At 32.2% G+C, this 20,455-nt stretch carries 23 protein-coding genes; 4 read left to right on the top strand and 19 right to left on the bottom strand.

Annotation, left to right across the window (positions count from 1 at the left end; genetic code table 11):
- Window positions 1-168: 168 nt before the first annotated feature.
- Complete coding sequence (locus tag NSA01_RS08855; RefSeq protein WP_257481109.1) at window positions 169-402, bottom strand: FeoA family protein; 234 nt, start codon at window positions 400-402, stop codon at window positions 169-171.
- 189 nt (window positions 403-591) lie between these two features.
- Here NSA01_RS08855 and NSA01_RS08850 point away from each other — a divergent pair, with 189 nt between their 5' ends.
- The 3 genes from NSA01_RS08850 to cysK all read left to right on the top strand — a co-directional run bounded on the left by NSA01_RS08850 (window position 592) and on the right by cysK (window position 3,488).
- A complete protein-coding gene (locus NSA01_RS08850; RefSeq protein WP_257481108.1) occupies window positions 592-1,023 on the top strand; it encodes an RrF2 family transcriptional regulator in 432 nt (143 codons plus the stop codon).
- A 247-nt stretch (window positions 1,024-1,270) separates the two neighbouring features.
- A complete protein-coding gene (locus NSA01_RS08845) occupies window positions 1,271-2,560 on the top strand; it encodes an O-acetylhomoserine aminocarboxypropyltransferase/cysteine synthase family protein (RefSeq protein WP_257481107.1) in 1,290 nt (429 codons plus the stop codon).
- A gap of 1 nt (window position 2,561) precedes the next feature.
- The gene (gene cysK, locus NSA01_RS08840; protein ID WP_257481106.1) at window positions 2,562-3,488 is read left to right on the top strand and encodes a cysteine synthase A; all 927 of its coding nucleotides are present in this window, start codon (window positions 2,562-2,564) and stop codon (window positions 3,486-3,488) included.
- A gap of 12 nt (window positions 3,489-3,500) precedes the next feature.
- Here cysK and NSA01_RS08835 read toward each other — a convergent pair whose 3' ends face one another.
- From NSA01_RS08835 to NSA01_RS08810, 6 genes are all read right to left on the bottom strand, one after another.
- Window positions 3,501-3,932 carry a GNAT family N-acetyltransferase gene (locus NSA01_RS08835; RefSeq protein ID WP_257481105.1) on the bottom strand — a complete coding sequence of 144 codons (432 nt, stop codon included), beginning with the start codon at window positions 3,930-3,932 and terminating at the stop codon, window positions 3,501-3,503.
- On the bottom strand, window positions 3,929-4,288 hold the full coding sequence (locus tag NSA01_RS08830; protein ID WP_257481104.1) for a GIY-YIG nuclease family protein: 360 nt from the start codon (window positions 4,286-4,288) through the stop codon (window positions 3,929-3,931). Before NSA01_RS08830 ends, NSA01_RS08835 begins: the two co-directional genes overlap by 4 nt.
- 12 nt (window positions 4,289-4,300) lie before the next feature.
- Entirely contained in the window at window positions 4,301-5,035 is a 735-nt protein-coding gene (locus NSA01_RS08825; RefSeq protein WP_257481103.1) for a MerR family transcriptional regulator, read from the bottom strand.
- A 161-nt stretch (window positions 5,036-5,196) separates the two neighbouring features.
- Entirely contained in the window at window positions 5,197-6,099 is a 903-nt protein-coding gene (locus NSA01_RS08820; protein ID WP_257481102.1) for a DegV family protein, read from the bottom strand.
- Between the two features lie 134 nt (window positions 6,100-6,233).
- The gene (locus tag NSA01_RS08815) at window positions 6,234-7,295 is read right to left on the bottom strand and encodes an acyltransferase family protein (RefSeq protein ID WP_257481101.1); all 1,062 of its coding nucleotides are present in this window, start codon (window positions 7,293-7,295) and stop codon (window positions 6,234-6,236) included.
- A gap of 289 nt (window positions 7,296-7,584) precedes the next feature.
- The gene (locus tag NSA01_RS08810; protein ID WP_257481100.1) at window positions 7,585-8,448 is read right to left on the bottom strand and encodes a DegV family protein; all 864 of its coding nucleotides are present in this window, start codon (window positions 8,446-8,448) and stop codon (window positions 7,585-7,587) included.
- Between the two features lie 152 nt (window positions 8,449-8,600).
- Here NSA01_RS08810 and NSA01_RS08805 point away from each other — a divergent pair, with 152 nt between their 5' ends.
- On the top strand, window positions 8,601-9,131 hold the full coding sequence (locus tag NSA01_RS08805; protein WP_257481099.1) for a DUF1836 domain-containing protein: 531 nt from the start codon (window positions 8,601-8,603) through the stop codon (window positions 9,129-9,131).
- A gap of 77 nt (window positions 9,132-9,208) precedes the next feature.
- Here the strand turns inward: NSA01_RS08805 and NSA01_RS10105 are convergent, their stop codons facing one another.
- From NSA01_RS10105 to NSA01_RS08745, 12 genes are all read right to left on the bottom strand, one after another.
- Window positions 9,209-10,813 (bottom strand): threonine aldolase family protein, encoded by a 1,605-nt coding sequence (locus NSA01_RS10105; RefSeq protein ID WP_373887191.1) that lies wholly within the window; start codon window positions 10,811-10,813, stop codon window positions 9,209-9,211.
- Window positions 10,814-10,998: 185 nt separating this feature from the next.
- Entirely contained in the window at window positions 10,999-12,471 is a 1,473-nt protein-coding gene (gene gltX / locus NSA01_RS08795) for a glutamate--tRNA ligase (protein ID WP_257481098.1), read from the bottom strand.
- A gap of 5 nt (window positions 12,472-12,476) precedes the next feature.
- Window positions 12,477-12,815 (bottom strand): ribosome silencing factor, encoded by a 339-nt coding sequence (gene rsfS, locus NSA01_RS08790; protein WP_007048833.1) that lies wholly within the window; start codon window positions 12,813-12,815, stop codon window positions 12,477-12,479.
- Window positions 12,816-12,840: 25 nt separating this feature from the next.
- Window positions 12,841-14,274 carry an adenylosuccinate lyase gene (gene purB / locus NSA01_RS08785; RefSeq protein ID WP_257481097.1) on the bottom strand — a complete coding sequence of 478 codons (1,434 nt, stop codon included), beginning with the start codon at window positions 14,272-14,274 and terminating at the stop codon, window positions 12,841-12,843.
- A gap of 10 nt (window positions 14,275-14,284) precedes the next feature.
- Window positions 14,285-15,487, bottom strand: a complete 1,203-nt coding sequence (locus tag NSA01_RS08780) for a pyridoxal phosphate-dependent aminotransferase (RefSeq protein WP_257481096.1) — start codon at window positions 15,485-15,487, stop codon at window positions 14,285-14,287.
- A gap of 9 nt (window positions 15,488-15,496) precedes the next feature.
- Entirely contained in the window at window positions 15,497-16,519 is a 1,023-nt protein-coding gene (gene queA / locus NSA01_RS08775) for a tRNA preQ1(34) S-adenosylmethionine ribosyltransferase-isomerase QueA (protein ID WP_257481095.1), read from the bottom strand.
- Window positions 16,520-16,521: 2 nt separating this feature from the next.
- Window positions 16,522-17,562, bottom strand: a complete 1,041-nt coding sequence (gene ruvB / locus NSA01_RS08770; RefSeq protein WP_257481094.1) for a Holliday junction branch migration DNA helicase RuvB — start codon at window positions 17,560-17,562, stop codon at window positions 16,522-16,524.
- An 8-nt stretch (window positions 17,563-17,570) separates the two neighbouring features.
- On the bottom strand, window positions 17,571-18,170 hold the full coding sequence (gene ruvA / locus NSA01_RS08765) for a Holliday junction branch migration protein RuvA (protein ID WP_257481093.1): 600 nt from the start codon (window positions 18,168-18,170) through the stop codon (window positions 17,571-17,573).
- A gap of 8 nt (window positions 18,171-18,178) precedes the next feature.
- Window positions 18,179-18,523, bottom strand: coding sequence for a PAS domain-containing protein (locus NSA01_RS08760; RefSeq protein ID WP_257481092.1), 345 nt, complete (start codon window positions 18,521-18,523; stop codon window positions 18,179-18,181).
- Window positions 18,524-18,533: 10 nt separating this feature from the next.
- Window positions 18,534-19,166 carry a YigZ family protein gene (locus tag NSA01_RS08755; protein ID WP_257481091.1) on the bottom strand — a complete coding sequence of 211 codons (633 nt, stop codon included), beginning with the start codon at window positions 19,164-19,166 and terminating at the stop codon, window positions 18,534-18,536.
- 113 nt (window positions 19,167-19,279) lie between these two features.
- Window positions 19,280-19,528, bottom strand: a complete 249-nt coding sequence (locus tag NSA01_RS08750) for a DUF3781 domain-containing protein (protein ID WP_257481090.1) — start codon at window positions 19,526-19,528, stop codon at window positions 19,280-19,282.
- A 25-nt stretch (window positions 19,529-19,553) separates the two neighbouring features.
- A complete protein-coding gene (locus NSA01_RS08745) occupies window positions 19,554-20,282 on the bottom strand; it encodes a phosphatase (protein ID WP_257481089.1) in 729 nt (242 codons plus the stop codon).
- Window positions 20,283-20,455: the final 173 nt, after the last annotated feature.

Genomic DNA, 20,455 nt, shown 5'->3' with positions numbered 1-20,455 from the left:
AAGAATATAATTCGCTACCTCGCTTTTAATTTACTCGCAGTGCCTATTCGTGAAGTCTGCGACTTCCCTCATAGGGGCTGTCGCCCTATAAAATCAAAATTATTTTCATGTGTAAATATAAATATTTCCCCTTGAAAATAATTTTTCTTTTGCACTGCTCGTAGCAGGCTATATCATTATCCTGGTTGCCATTTCTTTACTGATTGCTACTCTGGAATCTTTAACATTAACAATGATGTTGCCGTTATTTTTAGATACTACCATAACTTTTCCTCCGACAACAAAACCTAACTTTTCAAGGAAATTCTTAGTTTCATCCCTACCTTTTATTCTTTTGATGTAACTTTCTTCTCCGATACCGGCCATAACTAAAGGCATACTACCACCTCTTCTATCATTCATTGTTAGCCACTCCTAACTTCTTATATATAAGTTAGCACTAACTAACATGATTGTCAAGTATTTTACATGAAAAAAAGGAATTTTTTTACATTACTTAATCAATTTTATAATTACTCCACTCATTGATTTTATTTTAAAGCTGTGGTATATTAAATAAAACTTAAAAAAGACGGTTTTCGAGGTAATTAAATGAAAATTTCTACAAAAGGAAGATATGCCCTTAGGCTTATGATAGATCTAGCTAAAAATTATGACGGGAAATATATAACATTAAAAGAAGTATCCAAAAGGCAGGATATATCAATCAAATATTTAGAGCAAATTACTACTCAATTATGTAAAGTAGGATATTTAAACAGTGTAAGGGGTCCAAAAGGCGGATACAAATTAGCTAAGGAACCCAGAGAATATACTGCCGGCGATATATTAAGAGTAACGGAAGGAAGCCTTGCCCCTATTGCTTGTCTGGAAGCAGAGGAAAACAGTTGTTCAAGAAGCGGTTCTTGTGCCACACTACCTTTTTGGAAGGGACTTTATAATGTGATTGAAAATTACGTCAATAATGTTACGCTGGAAGATTTGCTTGATGATGAAAAAGATACAATAGACTATATAATTTAATATACAAAAGTGGAAAATAGATAATATTTCCACTTTTTTTATTTTTTACTTGACAATTATAGATTTTAATATTATAGTTATTTCATATTATTCATATAGGAAATATATATAATTAATAAAGAGAGGTCAAAACTATGTTCATTATCAGAAAACGACAAAAAGAAAATTATCATAACGGACGAATGTATATGTGTTGTATCAATTTAAATAATACACAATAATTTCGAAAGAAAGGATAATCAATAAAATGAACGATAGGAATTATAAATTTGAAACATTACAATTACACGTAGGTCAAGAAGAAGCAGATCCTACAACAGGAGCAAGAGCTGTTCCTATATATCAAACAACATCTTATATTTTTGATAATTCACAGCACGCCGAGGATAGGTTTGGGTTAAAAGACGCAGGAAATATTTACGGTAGACTGACTAATCCAACGCAGGATATATTTGAAAAAAGAGTTGCCGCACTTGAAGGCGGAAAAGCAGGACTTGCAACTGCTTCGGGAGCAGCTGCAATAACATATGCGATATTAAATATAACAAGAGCAGGAGATCATATAATAAGTTCATCCGAAATCTACGGAGGATCATATAATCTTTTTGCTCATACATTAAAAGATTATGGGATAGAAACTTCTTTTGTATCAGTAAATGACCCCGATAACTTTAAGAAGTCATTAAAAGAAAATACTAAAGCTATATTTATAGAAACCCTCGGTAATCCCAATTCTACCATTATTGATATAGAAAAGGTAGCAAATATTGCTCATAAAAATAACATACCACTAATAGTAGATAACACATTTGCAACACCTTACTTATTTAGACCTATAGAATACGGCGCTGATATTGTAATTCACTCTGCAACGAAGTTCATAGGAGGACACGGAACAAGTCTTGGTGGAGTAATAGTTGACAGCGGAAATTTTGACTGGAAGAAATCAGGTAAATTTCCTATGCTTACAGAACCTACCGACAGTTATAACGGAATAAAATTCAGTGAAGCTGCAGGTGAACTTGCATACATAACAAGAATTAGAGCTATACTACTTAGAGATACCGGAGCTTCTTTATCCCCTTTCAACGCTTTTATTCTTCTTCAGGGTTTGGAAACACTATCCCTAAGAGTAGAAAGACATGTTGAAAATGCATTGAAAGTAGTTGAATTCTTAAAAAATCATCCTAAAGTTGAAAAAGTAAATCATCCGTCATTGAACATCGGAAAACGAAAAGAATTATATGACAGATACTTTAAAAACGGAGCAGGTTCTATATTTACTTTTGAAATAAAAGGAACAGAGAAATATGCAAAAGAATTTATTGATAGACTAAAAGTATTCTCTTTACTTGCAAATGTAGCTGATGTAAAATCATTAGTGATACACCCCGCTTCGACGACTCATTCACAAATGAATGAGGAAGAACTTTTAAAAAGCGGTATAAAACCAAATACGATACGATTATCTATCGGAACGGAACATATTGACGATATAATTTATGATTTAGAAAATGCCTTTAAAGGAGGACAATAAAATGGCTATTTACAAACAAATTACAGAATTGGTGGGAAATACCCCGCTAATGGAACTCACTAATTACGAGAAAGAAAATAATCTAGATGCTGCTATCTTAGCAAAGATAGAATTTTTTAATCCTGCGGGAAGCGTCAAAGATAGGATTGCAAAAGCAATGATCGAAAGTGCGGAGGAAAAAGGGATTTTAAAAGAAGGAAGTACGATAATCGAACCTACCAGCGGTAATACAGGAATAGGACTTGCAAGCATTGCAGCGGCAAAAGGATATAAGGCTATACTAACAATGCCGGAGACAATGAGCATTGAAAGAAGAAAACTACTTAAAGCTTACGGAGCGGAAATAGTACTTACAGACGGAGCCAAAGGTATGAAAGGTGCTATTGCAAAAGCGGAAGAGCTTCAAAAAGAAATAAAAGACAGCTTCATACCAAGCCAGTTTGAAAACGGAGAAAATCCTAAAATGCACTATAATACCACAGGTCCTGAAATATATAAAGATACCGATGGTAAAGTTGATTATTTTGTGGCAGGTGTAGGAACAGGAGGAACTCTGTCAGGAGTCGGAAAATATTTGAAAGAAAAAAATCCTGATGTAAAAATAATCGCAGTGGAACCTACCGCATCCCCGGTAATTTCGGGAGGCAATCCGGGACCTCATAAAATCCAAGGTATAGGTGCAGGATTTATTCCCGGGACTTTAGATACTGATATATATGATGAAATAATCAAGATAGAAAATGAAGATGCATTTGAAGCTGCGAGAGGAGTAGCTAAAAGCGACGGGATATTAGTAGGGATATCTTCGGGAGCGGCATTAAAAGCAGCTACGATTATCGCTCAGAGAGAAGAAAATAAGGATAAGAACATCGTCGTGCTTCTGCCCGATACAGGAGAAAGATATCTTTCCACAGAACTATTCGACTAATAAAAAGACCTCTTAAGTGAGGTCTTTTTTATATTCCATAAAATATTCATAATGGTTTGTATCTTCATTCATTTCTTTACTGATGATTTTAAACCCATGTTTAAGATAGAAATTCAAAGCATTGTGATTTTCCTTGAATACAAAAAGTGACAGTTGAGCATATTTACTTTTTGCAAAATCGATGAGCTTACTTCCAATACCTAATCTTTTATGATTATCATCTATGAAAAGTCCCGCTATATAACCTTTATCCAATCCTATAAAACCTATGACTTTTTCATCTTTTTTATAAATATAGACTTCGGCTTTTGGAATCATTTCTTTTACGATATCATGATTATTTATAAAATAATTTTCATCAATAAAACTATGAGCATTCAAGTTTTCATTAAGCCATATTTTCATGACATCATCTATATATTTATCAGTCAACTTTTCAATCATTTTTTACTTTTCCTATATTTAATATATTCTTTGTCATCATAATTTTCACCTATCATATCTCTGAGAGTTTCAAGCTCTTTGACATAATCGATATCATTATCATCTTTTTTATGCTCGAGTTCTTCTAGGCTTTCTATAGTCATATCATCAAAACCAAAGTTATTATAATCATTTTGAAGATTTTTACTTCTAAAAGAACCTAATTTTAATTGAAAAATGATTGAATTAATAGTTCCTTTTAAATCTTCACTTAAACCAAGATAAACTTTATCACTGTTTTCAAATGATACTTTATAAACTCCCATATATGGTTTTAATTTTTTGTATTCAACTTTTAATGCTTTCTTTCTATCCACGGCTTGTTTCCTCTACTTTACATACGCTTTTATTGCTTTATGCATAAACTCGGCAGTCCCGTCACCGAACTTATCGATGTTATTTTTAAATCGTTCATCGCCTATATACATATCGGCAAGACCTGATAATATTTCATCACTGCAAGAATAAAAATTATCACTTATAAAATCCTGCCAGCTTTTAACCAAGTCTTTTACATCCTTGGAATTTACATCTTTATCTTTATTTAAATAAAACAAAGTAAATATTTTTTCTTGTTTTTTATTGATTTTTTCCCAGTTATCTTTACTGTAAGAACTGGTTTTTCTTTCGCTTTCTTTATAGGCGTCGCTGTCTCCCCACCTGTCAATTACTTCTTGCTTATACTCTTTTTTTATTCTTTCTATTTCATTCATATCAAAAGTACTCATATCAATATTCTCTCCCTTCAAAGTATTATCCACTAATTTTATAAGACCGTCAATCTTTTCTTTTTCAAGCATTAATAAGTTTTTATGCTTATTTAAAATTTCTTCTCTGTCATACTTAGTCTTAGTTAAAATCAGCTTGATTTCTTTAAGAGGTATCAGAAGTTTTTTATAAAACATTATTTCCTGAAGCTGTTTCAAATCATCTTCGTCATAATATCTGTATCCCGATATTTCATCTATCTCACAGGGTTTTAAAAGTTGGATCTCATCATAATAATGAAGTGTGCGCACACTTATGCCAAATAGCTTTGAAACATCTCCTACTTTTAACTTCATATCCTACCTCCAAGATTAATCTACACCATTACGCTACGTTAGAGTCAAGTACTTTTATAAATAATAAACTATAATTATAAAATTTATTATACCATAACATAAAAAAACGAATAAGTTATAATCTTATCTTATCCGCTTTATATATCTACCACTAATAAATATTATTTATCATATCTTTTTACAAATCCGTGACCTAAAGCATAAGGACCGGTATGAACACCTGTAGTCGCTCCGATTTGAAGTACTTTTATATCTTCCATATCATCTATATTTGAATACTCTTTTAATGAATTAAAAAGCTTTTCTCTGTATTCATATCCCTCTGCTTCATCATAACCATACCCGACAACAAAAGAATAATTATCAGGAGTATCCCCTATAGCTTCAAAATGCTTTCTTGTAACTTTCATAAGCTGAGAAATACTTTTCTTTCTGCTCCTTGCTACACCTCCGGGGTAAATATCTCCGTTTTCAAGAACTATAAGAGGCTTTAAACCTAAAGCACCGGCAGCAAATCCCGCAAGTCTTCCGATACGTCCTCCGTGTTTTAAATATTCAACATTACCAACGGTAAAATGAATTCTGCCAGTAGATTTTATTTCTTCCAGCTTACTATAAGCTTCTTCAAAACCTATATTATCATTTCTCATTCTAACGGCTTCCATGACAAATACACCTTGGGCTGCGGTTAAAACAGTTGAATCTATGACTTTGATTTTCGCATCTTTATATTTATCTTCCAAAAGGGATTTTGCCATGCTTGCACTATTATATGAACCGCTTATTTTTAAATCTATGCATATACAAATAACAGGGATATTTTCCTTGATGTATGGCTCTAAAACTTCAATATAGTCATTTACACTCGGAAGGGAGGTTTTTGGAAAGATATCAGGATTATCGACCATTCTCTTATAAAAGTCTTTTACACTCATACTGCTTGCTTCTTTTTGAAGTTCCTCTTCACCAAAAGAAACATAAAAAGGAACGACACTGATATTATTTTCTTCAAGCACCTCTTTAGGTAAATCACAAGCACCGTCACTGACTATTTGAAAATTCATATTTCCTCCTAATATAACATAGATTTACATATAATTAAAACATATTATACTACCAACAAATTAAAATATCAATGAAAGAAATGTTAATTGAGTTAATAAAAAAAATCTCGGATATATAGTTCCGAGATTTTATATCAATCTTTTCTTATGAGTATTTTTTGTGATAGTCGCTCTAGAGGAGCAATCGTATATTTTGTTACAATATCACGAGAAAAAACAAACACTATTATTGACGTAACAACTATTGTAATCAATAAACAAGAGAATGTTCCTAATACCTCATTTTTTAACCATGGGATAAGAAAATTTTCCCTAAATGTTATAGTAAAAAAAGAATGAAAAAAATAAACCGCTAACGAATTTTTACCAATTTTAGATAAGAAATTTTTTTCATCAGTCATCAATGTCGATATTAGATATATTATGCCAAATGCGAGTATATAGCATATAATAGTGAATGCCAGAATATATAATCCTCTATTAAATATTTTTTCTAAATTAAATTCTCCCAAAGCAAAATAAAGAGGATTAAACTCCCCCTTTTGTTCGAGTAAAAAAATAAAAAATAGAATAAATATTAAAAATACTATAGGTAATAAGACAAAACTTATTTTTCTATTTATAAAATTTTTTCTTATATCTTTATATTCAAATTTACTTAAATAATACCCTGTAGCAAAAAAAGGAAGTAGCAATATCATTCTTCTTATAGAATATAGCGGTATATATATCAAACTTGCTATAATTCCAACAATAAAAGCAATTTGTACACTATACTTTATATTAGGAAATGAAGGATAGATTGCCCTATAAAAACATAATACTAATATATACCAAGATACATACGAGTGTGCTATAAATGGCTGAAGAAATAATTTATAGTTAAAATGAATTTTTGATATATTCGATATATCTCTATATACTTCCATGTCACAATATACATATAATAACAATGATAATACATAGTATATAATTAAAAGTGAAAATGCTTTTCTTGCTTGCTTTTCTTTATTTTTAGAAAAATAACCTGAAATTAATATAAAAAATGCCATATGAAATATTGAAACAAAACCATATAGACTATCAAGAGAAAAATTTACAAATCTAGGTACAATATGAAACATCACAACTAAAATTATAATAAATCCCTTAAGATTATCAAAGTAATAATTTCTTTCTTTTTTTAAAATCTCCATTTAATATCCCCTAATAACAATACTTGTTACTAAAGATATACGTTTAGTAACTTTCAAAATTCTTTCTTATTTTTATTTTATTGATAAATATTTTTTTTATCAATGTAATATAAATATCAATTACCATTAGTTTTATATATAATATGTTATAAAATATTTTGGTACATTATGTATATATAATGATATTGCATAGACTATATTATAATGTAATATAATACATATTTCAACATTTAATTACAAATAAAAAGCCTCGGCTTTACCGAGACCTTCTATATTAACTTTTTAGGTATTAATCTATTTTCTGTACTCCCACACCTATCAATCCCGGTCCGGTATGAACCGCCAGTGTCGGAGAAATCGAACCGACAAACACATTTTCTACATTAGGAAATTCTTTTTTTATACTATTTTCAATTTCTTTTGCTTCATCTTCGGCCTGCACGTTTACTACAGCTACATTATATTTATTGTACTTCTTGGAATAGTCGATAGCTTCACTAAGAGCCTTTTTAAGGGATTTTTTTCTGCCTCTGGCTTTTGATACGACATAATACACTCCGTCTTCATTACAAGACATCACAGGCTTTAAGTCAAGAGCCGTACCGACAACAGACGCGACCAAACCTATCCTTCCGCCTTTTCTTAGATATTCAAGAGTCTTTACACAAAAATAAACTTTTGTATTTTTTATTGCATCATCAAGTTTTTCCTTTATTTCATCAAAGGAACAGCCCTGTTCAATAAGCTCCCCTGCCCTGATTGCACTAAATCCGGCTCCTATATCTATATTCTTTGTATCGATAAGCATAGTTTCAAGTCTTCCTTCAAATGACTCGCTTGCAATCCTCATAGCATTATAAGTACCGCTAAGACCGCTCGAAATAGTTATAACTATAGCCTTATCGTAACCGTCACTGATAACTTTTTCAAAAGTTTCCATAATATCATCGATAGACGGCAGTGAAGTCGTAGGAATTTCTTCTTTCAATCTATCACATATAGTATCTATATCTATATCAACCACATCTTTATAGCTTTTATTATTATAATTAACTATCAACGGAACGACATACATATTATATTTATCAACATATTTTTTTGGTACATCCGTACCCGAATCCGTAATTATAGCAATTTTTTCATTTATATTCATTTTGATTATTTCCTTACGATTATATTATTTTAATATTATCTAGTATTTAATATTATCTTATATAATGTATAATACTTTGTCAAGAGGTTTTATGAACTATTGACATGATAAAATTTGAATGATATACTTTTCATCAAGGAGAAGTATTGATTATGACTATTTTTGAAAATTCAAAATACACCAAAGAAATTTTAGAATTCCATTTCCCGCGTTATGAGGAACTTCCAAACATAGAACTATATATGGACCAAGTAATAAGTTTTATAGAAAATACATTAAAAGTATTTAATCCCACTGAAAAAGAAAAAATAATAACTTCTTCAATGGTAAATAACTATGTCAAGCAAGGTCTCGTATCTCCTCCCATCAAGAAAAAATATACTAAAAACCATATCGCATATATCATTGTAGTATGTGTATTAAAGCAAATTTTATCAATATCTGAAATATGTGCATTAATAAAAATACAAATCGACACATATCCTATAGAAGAGGCGTATGATTACTTTGCCGGCTGGATAGAAAAAGCACTTGAAATCGCCTTTACAAATGAAAAAGATAAACTTAAAGAAAATGACAGCACAAGATACGAAGCGAGAATAGTAAGACTTGCAACAAAGTCGTTCGCAAATAAGATATATCTTCAAAAATATCTTTTATATACAAATTCAGAGGAAAGCTAAAAGCTTTCCTTTATTATTATAATTAAATTAAAAAAGGACAAAATCAATTGTCCTTTTACATTGTTATTATTTCATTTTTAATCTTCAAATTCAAATTCGCTGAATATATCCAAATCATCATCTTTTTCAAATGTGACATCTTTTTTTACCGGCTCAAATAACTCTTTATGATTCTCTTCCTTAAAAACATCAGCAAATATGTCGTCTTCACTGTCTGACACTTTTTCAAACTTTTCAAAACCTGCAGTATTTTCTTCTTCCATAGGAATAAATTCTTCTACTACAGCTTTTTTAGGCTGAACGACTTCAGATATAGTTTCGACAGGCTCTGTTACTTCTTCGGGAATAACACTTTGAGTTTCTTCTATAACTTGAGTCTGGATTGGGATAACTTCTTCATCTTCATATGCTATATCCAAATCATTTTCGCTTTCTTCCTGAGTAAATATCTCTGCTTCATCTTGAACATCGGATTTAGATTCAGTCTCAGTTATAACTTCTATATTTTCTGTTGATGTTTCATTTACTTCTTCAGGAACTTCTTGTATACTTTCATTTTCCGCAATATAAGTTTCTTCGGGGTCAGATACTATTTCCTTATTGGCTTTTTGAGCTTCCAGTTCTTTTAATAATTTTTCTTTTGCAAAAGTAAGTTTAGCCAAATCCTTTATAAATTCATCTACCATCTTTTCGCTTGTTGCAAAGGAAGTACAAAGCCTTATAACACTTTGTTCATCATTCAACTTTTCCCATAAAGCAAAAGAATATTTTTTTGATAATACTTTTAATATATCGTTTGGAAGTATAGGAAAAATTTGATTTGTAGAAGATAAAGAATTAAATCCATATCTTAAATTACCGATACCAAGTGCAAGCCTGTTAGCCAGTTTATTCTCATGCTTCCCGATTTCAAAATATAGATTATCTTTAAACAGTTCGATAAACTGAACACCTATCAATCTGCCTTTTGCAAGCATGCCGCCGTTTTGCTTGATGTGATATCTAAAATCCACATTTAAATCTTTATTGTTGATAACAAGGGCTTCGCCGAATAGAGCTCCCATTTTTGTACCGCCTATGTAGAATGCGTCAGTCAAGCTTCCAAGGTCTTTTAAAGTCAAGTCATTGTCCACACTTGTAAGTGCCGAACCTAATCTTGCTCCGTCAACATATAAGTACATGCCATATTTATCACATACTTCTTTTAATTTAATTATTTCATCTTTATAATAAATCGTACCTTCTTCGGTAGGATTTGAAATATACACCATCTTAGGCTTCACTGTATGCTCTTTTTCTTCATCTTCATAGTGAGCCTTTGCAATTTCCTCTACCTGTAAAGCTGTTAATTTTCCATTAGTCTCATCTACTTGAATAATCTTATGTCCCGATGCTTCTATCGCCCCGCTTTCATGAACATTAATATGTCCGCTGTTCGGTGCTATGACACCTTCATGTGATCTTAAAAAAGCAGAAATCGCAGCAGTATTCGTTACGGTACCCCCTGCTAAAAAATGCACACTGCTGTCTTCATTCCCGACAAGTTCTTTTATTATATTCGCTGCTTCTTCACAGAAATGGTCTGTACCGTATCCGCTTGTTTGTTCAAAATTTGTTTTTATGAGTGCCGCTAAAATATTTTTATGAGCACCCTCACTATAATCATTTGTAAAACTATACATATCCAACCCTCAATCTTTCGTCATTATAACACAACTTATATGATATAAAAAAAGAGACACTTTTACAAGTAAAATGATAAAAAAAGGCAAAATAAAACCAACTATTTACATATATTCAAATTTATTTAAATATTACTCACAAAATAAAAAATATGCTCATTTTATTGAGCATATTTTAAAATTGTTTATTTAATAAATTCAAGTGCAGATTTTAGTCTTGAAATAACTTCCTCTTTACCGAGTATACTCAATATATAAGTTAAATCAGCACCATGCATGATACCGCTTATGGCTATCCTTGTCGGCATATATAATGCTTTTCCTTTTATCTTAAATTCTTTTTGTATCGACTTTAAGCTTTTACCTACGATTTCGGGAGTCAGCTTATCTTCATTTTCAAATAGATTTATCAAATTTGTAAACAAAGTTTCATTCGTTTCCATTTCCATTACTTCTTTTGCTTTTTCATCAAGATTATTTAAATCTGCTTTTAAATATAGTTCTTTTGCAAGCTCTATACTTTCCTCAAAATAATTCAATTTATCTTTTATAGCTTCAACGATATATAAAAGAGTTTCTTCGGAAGTACTCTCATCTATAAGCTTTGCATTTAACAGATAAGGTTTGATTAAGGAAATCAATTCTTCATTTGATTTTTCTTTTATATAATGTGCATTTACCCAGTTAAGCTTCTCCGTATCGAATACTGCCCCGGCTTTGGTAACTCTTTTAATATCGAAATCATCTATAAGTTCCTCCATAGATAGGATTTCTCTGTCGTTAGGGTCCGACCAGCCAAGCAAAGCTATATAATTTATTAAAGCTTCAGGTAAATATCCCTTTTGTATAAAATCTTCCACTGCAACGGAATCGTGTCTCTTACTTAGTTTTTTCTTGTTTTTATTTAAAACCGTCGGAAGATGAGCAAATTTAGGAGGTTCCCAGCCAAGATAATTATAAAGAATAATATGTTTAGGGGTAGAAACAAGCCATTCTTCTCCTCTGATAACATAATTCACATCCATTAAGTGATCGTCTACGACTACCGCAAAATGATAGGTAGGAAAACCGTCTGCTTTTATAAGGACTTGTTCATCAATATCCTTTGTATTGATAGTCACTTCTCCTCTTACTTCATCGTTAAAGGTAATGTCCTCATCTTCGGGAAGAGCCATTCTGATTACGTAACTTTCACCGTTCTTGATTTTTTCTTCGGCTTCTTTTCTGGATAAATTTTTACATTTTCCGTCATACTTCGGAGTCTGTTTATTTTTTACCTGTTCTTCTCTTAATTTGTCAAGTCTTTCTTTATCGCAGAAACAATAATAAGCTTTGCCTTCATCAAGTAATTTATCAATATATTTTTTATATATATCTAACCTGTCTGACTGAAAATATGGTCCTTTTTCTCCGATTTCCACGACTTTACCATCTTTTAGCATAGGACCTTCATCGTGCTTTACTCCGCAGAAATTAAGCGCATTTATAAGATTTTCAACAGAACCCTCTACATATCTTGTTCTGTCGGTATCTTCTATTCTAAGTAAATAGTCTCCGTCATTATGTTTTGCCCATAAATAGCAGTATAGTGCTGTCCTAAGCCCTCCTATATGCAAAAATCCCGTTGGGCTTGGTGCAAATCTGGTTCTTATATTCATTCAAATTACTCCTTAATAATTTTTCCGTCTTGCCAAAGTCTTTCAAGATTATAAAAATCTCTCTCATCTTTTAAGAATATATGGATTACGATATCACCATAGTCCAATAGTATCCATTTGGAAAGCTCGACACCTTCTTTTCCCGATGTATATAAACCTTCTTCTTCGGCTTTTTCTTCTATAAACTCACAAACTGACTTTGCCTGCCTGTCACTTCCGGCAGTTGCTATAATAAAAGTATTCGCTTCTGCGGTCAAATCCGTAACGTCTACTGCATATATATTCGTTAATTTTTTTTCTTCCAGTAAGTCTATAAAAAATTGTGTTTTTTCTTTATAATTCATTATTTCACCTAACTTTTTATTTTTATTATACCTTTAAAGTAACATCATATCCAATCAAATCTTTATTTTTTTCCAATATAGGATTTACATCTTCTTCAATGAATTCCGTTACTTGGTTTATTGCTCTTCCTACATATTTTTCAGGTTTTAATATGTCGTGGATTTCACTTAACTCTAAGTTGAACGCAGGGTCAGCAGCTATCCTTTCAAGCAAATCATTTGATTTACCTTCCTGTTTAACTCTCTTGCTTGCTTCCATAGAGTAAACTCTGATTTTTTCGTGAAGTTCCTGTCTGTCTCCGCCTCTCTTAACAGCTTCCATTAAAATATTTTCCGTTGTCATGAAAGGAAGTTCAGCCATGATATCCTTATGGATTACTTTATCGTTAACCACAAATCCGCTTGCAATGTTAATTGCTATTTGCAGAATAGCATCACAGCACATAAAGCTTTCAGGTATGGAAATCCTTCTGTTAGCAGAATCGTCAAGAGTCCTTTCAAACCACTGCACACTGGCTGTCATAGCAGGGTTTACCTGATTTGCGATTATATGTCTGGCTAGAGAACAAATCCTTTCGCTTCTCATAGGATTACGCTTATAAGCCATTGCAGACGAACCTATTTGGTTCTTTTCAAAAGGTTCTTCGATTTCTTTTAAGTTCTGAAGAAGTCTTACGTCAGTAGCAAATTTATGAAGACTTTGTGCAATACCCGCAAGAGAATTCACTACTCTGCTGTCGAACTTTCTCGGATAAGTCTGACCGGTTACTGTAAAGTCAGTATCGAAACCCATTTCTTTACAAACAAATTGATTTAATTTCTTGATTTTTTCTTCATCATTATTGAATAAGCTCATAAAGCTTGCCTGTGTACCCGTAGTTCCTTTAACTCCTCTCATTCTGAAAGTGGAGAGAACAAAGTCCACTTCTTCATAATCAAGGATCAAATCCTGTATCCAAAGGGTAGCTCTTTTACCTACCGTGGTAAGCTGTGCAGGCTGAAAATGAGTAAAGCCAAGAGTTGGCATGTCTTTATATTTAAGTGCAAAATCACTCATTACTTTAATTAAATTTACAAGCTGCTTTTTAATAAGCTCCAAGGCTTCTTTAAATACTATAAGGTCTGTATTATCACCTACATAAGCACTGGTCGCTCCCAAATGTATGATACCTTTTGCTTCGGGAACTTTATCGCCATAAGTATGAACATGTGCCATTACATCATGCCTGAACTTATTTTCGTATTCTCTTGCTTTATCATAATCGATATCAAAAATATTTTCTTCCAATGCTTTTATTTGTTCATCGGTAATTTCAATACCTAATTCTTTTTCACCTTTTGCCAAAGCCACCCAAAGTTTTCTCCATGTGGAAAATTTCTTGTCAGATGAAAAAATGTGTAGCATTTCCTTACTTGAATATCTTTCTATTAAGGGATTAGTATAAATATCTTTACTCATTTCTTTTCTCCTATTTTATTTCATTTATAAATTCTTTAAATAATTTTAAACCTTTTGTTATATCATCCATACCAGTCGCGTATGAAAATCTTATAAAGTCATCAGCTCCGAATCCGATTCCGGGAATGACCGCAACATATTTACTGCTTAAAAGTGCATCCGCGAATTCTATGGAACCATTTATTTTTTTACCGTTATACTCTTTTCCGTAAAAAGCCGAAACATCTGCAAACACATAAAAAGCACCGTCGGGCTCTATAGGTTCTACTCCGTCTATACCCTTTAACTCATCAAGCATATATTTTCTTCTCTTGTCGTATTCCTTTACCATATCGCTAACAATACCTTGGTCGGCTCTTAGAGCTGCTACAGTGGCATACTGAGAAATACTGCTTGGATGAGATACACACTGTCCCTGAATTGTATTCATAGCCTTTACGATATCCTTGTTCGCAAGAGCATAACCGACTCTCCAGCCCGTCATTGCATAAGATTTACTTGCTCCGTTTATAGTAATTGTAATATCTTTTATTTCCTCCGATAAAGAAGCAACTGGTGTAAATTTTTTGTTATTATAAAGAAGCATTTCATATATTTCATCACTTAAAATATAAATTCCTTCTTCCAAACAAACTTCAGCGATTTCTTTAAGCTGTTCTTTCGTATAAACTACTCCCGTAGGATTTGAAGGATTATTGAGCATTATGACTTTTGATTTTGGAGTTATAACAGACCTTAATTCTTCTTTTGTCAGTATAAAATCATTTTCTTTTTTTGGATATACGAATACAGGCTCTCCGCCGGCAACTTTGACCATTTCAGAATAGCTTACCCAGTAAGGTACCGGGATTATAACTTCGTCTCCGTCGCTTATTAAAGCCTGAAGAGCAGTGAATAAAGAATGTTTTGCTCCCGATGATACTATTATTTCAGTTTCGGGGGCGTAATAAATACCAAATTCTTTTTTATATTTATCACTTATAGCCAGTCTTAAATCAATAAGACCTTTTACATCGGTATATCTTGTAATACCTTTTTTCATTGCCTCATTTGCGGCATCGATTATAAGACTGGGTGTATCGAAATCAGGTTCCCCTGTACCGAATGAATAGACCTTTGTGCCCTCTCTTTTAATTTTGTTTGCTTTTGATGTTATTGCAAGTGTCATTGACGGTGATATTTTATCTAGTTTGTTTGATAATGGCTTTTTCATAAATTCCTCCTATAGTATTAGCATTGCATCTCCGAAACTGAAAAATCTATATCTTTCTTTTATTGCTTCGTTGTATGCTTTAAGTATATCATCTTTATTGTAAAAAGCACTTATTAACATGAGTAAGGTAGATTTAGGCAGATGAAAATTTGTTATAAGATGGTCTATGGCTTTGAATTCAAATCCCGGATATATGAATATATTAGTATCCATATTAGTGGCTCTTATGTCTCCGTACTTCTGATAACAGCTTTCAAGTGTCCTGACCGTTGTAGTTCCTACCGCATATATGTCTTTACCGTTTTTCTTTGTCTCATTTATAATCTTTGCGGTATCGTTACTTATTATAAAAAATTCACTATGCATTTTATGATTAGTTATTTCATCTTCTTTAACGGGTCTGAAAGTACCGAGTCCCACATGAAGAGTTACATAGCAAATATTTACACCTTTTTGTTTTATATTATCTAATAGTTCTTCTGTAAAATGCAGTCCCGCAGTCGGTGCTGCGGCAGAGCCTTTGTCTTTTGAATAAACTGTCTGATATCTCTCATCGTCATCGAGTTTTTCCTTGATATAAGGAGGAAGAGGCACCGTTCCTATCTTATCTATATAAGAAAAAACATCACTGCATCCGAAAAATCTGACTTTAGCCAAACCCTCTTCATACTTTTCCATAACTTCCATAGATAAGTTTTCATCAAACTTAACGACAGAACCTACTTTAAGTCTCTTAGCGGGTTTTATCATTACTTCAAACATATTATCGGCTAAAGGCTTTAAAACAAAAGTTTCTATCTTTGCCCCTGTTTCTTCCTTAACACCATAAAGCCTTGCATGAAATACCTTTGAATCATTTAATACCAATGTATCGCCTTCATTTAAGTATTCTATTAAATCATAGAAATGTTTATGTTCGATTTCTTTCGTATTCCTGTCAACTAACATGAGCCTTGAAGTATCCCTTTTTTCTATGGGAGTCTGTGCTATCAATTCTTCAGGCAGATTATAATCAAAATCACTAGTCTTCATTATTATTCTTCTTCCATTTCAAATATAGATTTTGTCAGCATTTCTTCGTTTGTAAAAGGTACACCCAAATAATCATATGCAAGTTTCGTTGCTACTCTCCCCCTCGGAGTCCTGTTTATAAAACCAAGCTGAAGAAGATAAGGCTCGTACACATCAAGTATAGTATCTTCTTCCTCACCTATTATTGCAGAAAGGGTATTAAGTCCTACAGGTCCTCCGTCAAACTTATTTATGATAGCATCCAATATACCGATATCGCTGCTGTCAAGACCGTTTTCATCGACATCCAGTAGTTTAAGAGCCTCTACAGCGATCTTACCGTTAATCATATCGGAATTCTTTACCTGAGCATAATCTCTTACTCTCTTTAAAAACCTGTTCGCAATTCTCGGAGTTTGTCTGGAACGGATAGCGATTTCCTTTGCACCCTCATCATCTATATCTATTTCCAGTATTCCCGCACTTCTTTTTATAATTTCCATAAGCTCTTCTATTTTATACATCTCAAGCTTATTCAAGACTCCAAACCTATCTCTCAGAGGAGAAGAAAGGAGTCCGGTCCTCGTTGTGGCACCGATCAACGTAAAAGGTGCTATCGGTATCCTTACGGATTTGGCATTAGGTCCCTTACCCATGACTATATCAAAAGCATAATCTTCCATTGCGGGATATAAAATTTCTTCTATAGTCCTGTTTAGTCTATGTATCTCGTCTATGAAAAGTACATCGTTTTTTTTAAGTCCGGATAATATAGCTGCTAAATCTCCCGGTTTTTCTATTGCAGGTCCCGAAGTAACTTTAATAGATACGCCGAGTTCGTTTGCTATTATATTAGATAACGTGGTCTTTCCAAGCCCGGGAGGTCCGTATAACAAAACATGGTCGAGAGCTTCACCTCTTTGTTTTGCTGCAGAAATAAAGACTCTCATCCTTTCTTTAACGGTCTCCTGACCTATATACTCGTTTAGGGTCGAAGGACGAAGAGACTTATCCTTTTCTATATCAAGTTCGGTTTTTTTGCTTGTAACAATTCTTGTAGCCATATATCTCCTTATTCATTTACCTTTTGAAGGGCAAGGCTTAAAATATCTTCTATAGTCAAATCATCGTCTACTGAAATTTCTCTTACTATCTTTGCGGCATAAGCTCTGTCAAATCCCAGAGAAGTAAGCCCTAAAATAGCTTCGTCTTTTAAGTCACTACTTACATTCATGTCGCTTATCGTGATTTCTTCTATCTCAGGTAAATCCCCGAACTTATCTTGTAGGGTAACCACGATTTGTTCCGCCGCCTTCTTTCCAACTCCGTTTGCAGTGCATAAAGATTTATAATCCTTATTCATTATTGCCGCAACGATCATATTCGGAGAAAGTGCACTGAGTAAACTAAGAGCGATCTTTGGTCCGATTTTAGGTACCGTTAAGAGTTTAAAAAATATTTCTCGTTCAAATAATGTAGAAAATCCAAACAGACTAACATCATTTTCTCTAACCACCATATAAGTATATACTTTAACATCTTCTCTGTCATTTATTAAATCGGTAGTGGTATTTTCCGATACATTGAGAAGAAAACCAACTCCGCTTTTATTTTCTATTGTCAGATATCCTTCTCTGATATCAGCCACATCGCCTTTTATATAATCAAACATTATTTCCTCTACTTATCCGCTTCATGTCTCTCATAATAGCCAATCATCTTTTTATTTTCATCCCTGACCGCTACTATGTAATTTGTTTCCTTATGTTTTTCATTATATCCTATACAAATTTCAATTAAATTATCATTATTTAAAAGTTTATCTATATATTCAAGAGTAAGCTTCTTGGAATTTTCATTGTGACAGTTAAATAAAGACTGACCTATAAGCTTTTCTCCGCCCCTGTGAGCATAACGTTTTATTGCACTTTTATTCAAATATGTAATGATATGGTTCATATCAACAAAACATACGGGATTGTCCAAATCTTCTACTATTCCTTTAAAAACTACATTTAAATCCATTCCTTATACCTCAGTTATCTAAATATTCATCTATATAAACATTACTTTCTTCATTAATATCGATCTTTGCATTTGTCAAAGAAATCAAATCTTCTTTAAATTTCTCTTTATCTTCAATAGGTACATATACAATGTATTCGACCCTATCGGTAAACTTAGCATCATCCAATTTATATCCCACGCTCCTAAGAAAAGTTTCTATCTTACCGTGAAGAGAATAATCATAAGATATTTTAACTTTTGTGGTATAAATTTTTTTAACCAGCTTAGCACTCTTAATCACTTCACCCGCAGATGAAGAATAAGCTCTGATAAGTCCGCTGGCACCTAATTTTATCCCTCCGAAATATCTGGTAACGACTATCAATGCATTTGTAAGATCATTCTTTTCCATTGCATTTAATATCGGTCTACCCGCAGTCATGGAAGGTTCACCATCATCACTTGCTTTTTTAATTTCCATATTTGTTCCAATGATATAAGCATAGCAATTATGATTTGCTTTATAATGTTCTTTTCTGATTTCCTCTAAATAAATGTTAGCTTCATCTACTGAACTTACAGAAAATAAATGAGTAATAAAATTAGATTTCTTTATTTCTATACTATTTTCAAAATTATCATTTATTGTGATATAATCCATAAAAATTCACCTAATTCTGATTTTTTACGATTAGATATTATACCATAATAAAGCTATATCTTCAATCTATTTGCCGTCTTTACATTAATATAATAATTTTTAATATACTAAAATCAATTTTTCTTATGCGCGGTTATTATTGTATAACTGTTCCTATTTACTGTTATTTCACAATTTCTCAGCTTAGCATACCAGTTCTTTCCCTTTTTAGTAACGATGCAGTCTTTATCCTTAATTATTTTAATACAATACTCCACTGCATCTTCATCTATTAAACCTAAATTTTTCTTTATACGCTCTATGCCCATTTCTGTGGTATGTATCCTATCCAAGTTACTTAGAAGAATTTCCTTTTCATTCATGATTATAATTCCTTTTATTTTTTATTTATCTATTTAAGATATCAATACCTTTAATATGTTTAAAATAATCCTGTAGTCTTACTATAGAAGAATTCACAATCAATTCTTCAGGATACCCAGCTTTATCTATTACATCTATTGCATCTTCAAAATGACCTATACTGGAAGATATATGAGCATCGGAATTGACCATGATGGGAACTTCATACTTCTTGCAAAGTTTGATTATCTCCAGACAATTCACATCGCTTCCGGGACGCTGAACAAAAGAATGATTATTTACTTCAACCACTTTATCATACTTATTACATTTTGAAATTATATCTTCATAATCGAATTTAAATATTTCATTACCAAGATGACCGAATACATTTATATTTTTATTTGTTATCGCTTCATTCAACATATCATTTACATGATTTTTATCTTTTGGATAAAATATTTCCTGATGAAAAGAAGCGATTACCAAATCCAAATTACTTAGATATTCTTCCTCTAAATCAATACTGCCGTCCTGCATTATATTAAGTTCTATACCGCTTATCAAATAAACTCCATGCATTTTGCCAGGATTATTTTTACCTAAACTCTTAAAGTGCCAATGGCTGGCTCCGTCTTCGAGAGCCGGACCGTGATTTGTTATCCCTACTGCTTCAAGACCTACTTTATTTGCCGCAATACAGTTTTCTTCCAACGTTGAAAAAGCGTGTTCACTAATATTCGTATGAGTATGTAAATCTGCTATAATTTTCATTTTGTACCTCTTAATCAATTGATATTTTTTATTATAACATAAAATAAAAGACATAATAAAATTATAAGCTCAAAATGACTATAAATATAATAACCCTAAAAATAAAAAAAGCCAAGAGTCAGAAAAAAGCCATAAATAATAAAAATAAAACAAAGGAAAATACATAAGGAAAT

The sequence above is a fragment of the Anaerofustis stercorihominis genome, from assembly GCF_024623185.1.
Classification (GTDB): domain Bacteria; phylum Bacillota; class Clostridia; order Eubacteriales; family Anaerofustaceae; genus Anaerofustis.
The sequence above is the reverse complement of the archived record's forward strand: the minus strand, read 5'-3'. Positions and strand labels throughout refer to the sequence as shown.

Excerpts from the sequence above, each read along its gene's own strand:
- NSA01_RS08825 (WP_257481103.1), bottom strand. The coding sequence starts at position 5,035 with ATGAAGTTAAAAGTAGGAGATGTTTCAAAGCTATTTGGCATAAGTGTG.
- NSA01_RS08750 (WP_257481090.1), bottom strand. The coding sequence starts at position 19,528 with ATGAATGAAAAGGAAATTCTTCTAAGTAACTTGGATAGGATACATACC.
- rsfS (WP_007048833.1), bottom strand. The coding sequence starts at position 12,815 with ATGAATTATAAAGAAAAAACACAATTTTTTATAGACTTACTGGAAGAA.
- NSA01_RS08755 (WP_257481091.1), bottom strand. The coding sequence starts at position 19,166 with ATGGATTATATCACAATAAATGATAATTTTGAAAATAGTATAGAAATA.
- NSA01_RS08760 (WP_257481092.1), bottom strand. The coding sequence starts at position 18,523 with ATGGATTTAAATGTAGTTTTTAAAGGAATAGTAGAAGATTTGGACAAT.
- purB (WP_257481097.1), bottom strand. The coding sequence starts at position 14,274 with ATGAGTAAAGATATTTATACTAATCCCTTAATAGAAAGATATTCAAGT.
- NSA01_RS08850 (WP_257481108.1), top strand. The coding sequence starts at position 592 with ATGAAAATTTCTACAAAAGGAAGATATGCCCTTAGGCTTATGATAGAT.
- NSA01_RS10105 (WP_373887191.1), bottom strand. The coding sequence starts at position 10,813 with ATGTATAGTTTTACAAATGATTATAGTGAGGGTGCTCATAAAAATATT.
- NSA01_RS08820 (WP_257481102.1), bottom strand. The coding sequence starts at position 6,099 with ATGAATTTTCAAATAGTCAGTGACGGTGCTTGTGATTTACCTAAAGAG.
- NSA01_RS08745 (WP_257481089.1), bottom strand. The coding sequence starts at position 20,282 with ATGAAAATTATAGCAGATTTACATACTCATACGAATATTAGTGAACAC.
- NSA01_RS08805 (WP_257481099.1), top strand. The coding sequence starts at position 8,601 with ATGACTATTTTTGAAAATTCAAAATACACCAAAGAAATTTTAGAATTC.
- NSA01_RS08815 (WP_257481101.1), bottom strand. The coding sequence starts at position 7,295 with ATGGAGATTTTAAAAAAAGAAAGAAATTATTACTTTGATAATCTTAAG.
- NSA01_RS08780 (WP_257481096.1), bottom strand. The coding sequence starts at position 15,487 with ATGAAAAAGCCATTATCAAACAAACTAGATAAAATATCACCGTCAATG.
- ruvA (WP_257481093.1), bottom strand. The coding sequence starts at position 18,170 with ATGTTTGATTATATAAAAGGCGATGTGGCTGATATCAGAGAAGGATAT.
- NSA01_RS08845 (WP_257481107.1), top strand. The coding sequence starts at position 1,271 with ATGAACGATAGGAATTATAAATTTGAAACATTACAATTACACGTAGGT.
- NSA01_RS08810 (WP_257481100.1), bottom strand. The coding sequence starts at position 8,448 with ATGAATATAAATGAAAAAATTGCTATAATTACGGATTCGGGTACGGAT.
- NSA01_RS08855 (WP_257481109.1), bottom strand. The coding sequence starts at position 402 with ATGAATGATAGAAGAGGTGGTAGTATGCCTTTAGTTATGGCCGGTATC.
- NSA01_RS08835 (WP_257481105.1), bottom strand. The coding sequence starts at position 3,932 with ATGATTGAAAAGTTGACTGATAAATATATAGATGATGTCATGAAAATA.
- ruvB (WP_257481094.1), bottom strand. The coding sequence starts at position 17,562 with ATGGCTACAAGAATTGTTACAAGCAAAAAAACCGAACTTGATATAGAA.
- cysK (WP_257481106.1), top strand. The coding sequence starts at position 2,562 with ATGGCTATTTACAAACAAATTACAGAATTGGTGGGAAATACCCCGCTA.
- gltX (WP_257481098.1), bottom strand. The coding sequence starts at position 12,471 with ATGAATATAAGAACCAGATTTGCACCAAGCCCAACGGGATTTTTGCAT.
- queA (WP_257481095.1), bottom strand. The coding sequence starts at position 16,519 with ATGAAGACTAGTGATTTTGATTATAATCTGCCTGAAGAATTGATAGCA.